The sequence below is a fragment of the Micromonospora sp. DT44 genome (genome assembly GCF_049841635.1).
Taxonomy (GTDB): domain Bacteria; phylum Actinomycetota; class Actinomycetes; order Mycobacteriales; family Micromonosporaceae; genus Micromonospora.
In genome coordinates this window covers 1-1,248 of sequence record NZ_JBNCKS010000138.1, presented here as the reverse complement: position 1 = coordinate 1,248, position 1,248 = coordinate 1, and the positions used below count along the sequence as shown (strand labels likewise).

The 1,248-nt window shown below is 69.2% G+C and carries 1 protein-coding gene; it reads left to right on the top strand.

From position 1 onward, the window contains the following. Positions 1 to 190 precede the first annotated feature (190 nt). Positions 191 to 1,213, top strand: coding sequence for an IS481 family transposase (locus ACLQ25_RS32640; protein WP_425734576.1), 1,023 nt, complete (start codon positions 191 to 193; stop codon positions 1,211 to 1,213). The last annotated feature ends 35 nt before the right edge of the window (positions 1,214 to 1,248 follow it).

Genomic DNA, 1,248 nt, shown 5'->3' with positions numbered 1-1,248 from the left:
CGCCGCAGGCTCAACTACAACGTCGATCATGCCGTTGGGCTGCCAAAACTCCAGATCAGGCAACTGCGGCTGGAGTACTAGGTGTTCTGCCCATGGACGTTGGTGACGTGTCCGGGATCTTGAAAGGGTGAGGACCTCCCGAGTAGGTGTGGAGCTACCAGACAGCCGCACCTGACCCGAGGAGGTCCCCGTGCCCCACCGTAATGCCCCGTTGTCGGAGACCGGCAGGCTGCGTCTGGCCCGCGGCGTGGTGGACGATGGTTGGCCGCTGCGCCGGGCGGCTGAGCGGTTCCAGGTCAGTCCGACCACGGCGAAGCGGTGGGCCGACCGGTACCGGGTCGAGGGTGTCGCGGGGATGGTCGACCGGTCCAGCCGGCCGCGTCGGTCACCTCGGCGGACACCGGCGCCGGTGGAGCGCAAGGTGCTGCACCTGCGGGCCAAGCGCCGGTGGGGACCGGCGCGGATCGGTGGCCGGCTCGGGCTGGCGGCGTCGACGTGTCACGCGGTGCTGCGCCGAGCCGGAGTGGCCCGCCTGGCACACCTGGACCGGGCCACCGCGCGGCCGGTGCGCCGTTACGAGCACGCCGCTCCCGGGGACCTGGTCCACGTCGACATCAAGAAGCTGGGCAACATCCCCGACGGCGGCGGTTGGCGCACTCGTGGCCGGCGTCAAGGAAAACTCAACCGCACCGCCACCAAAGGCCACGCCACCGACCGGTGGGGCGGCGCCCGGCTCGGCTACGCCTACCTGCACACCGCTATCGACGACCACTCCCGGCTGGCCTACACCGAGATCCTCGACGACGAACGCAAAGACACCGCCGCCGACTTCTGGCGACGCGCGCACGCCTGGTTCGCCACCCACGGCATCACCGTGCGCCGGGTCATCACCGACAACGGCTCCTGCTACAAGTCCTTCCTCTGGCGCGACACCCTGCACGAGCTGGGCATCGCCGTAAAGAAGACCCGCCCGTTCCGGCCCCAGACCAACGGCAAGGTCGAACGCTTCCACCGCACCCTCACCGAGGAATGGGCATACGCCCGCCCGTACTCCTCGGAAACCGCCCGTCGAGCAGCGCTACCCGCATGGCTCCACGCCTACAATCACCACCGCGCTCACACCGCACTCGGCGGCCGACCACCGGCCAGCCGCGTCCCCAACCTCTCTGGACGGGCCTGTCTCGCTAAAGGTGTTTCCGGCGATCTTGGTTAGTAGGTCTCAGCGGCTGGGAGGCGGTCGCTGAAGGT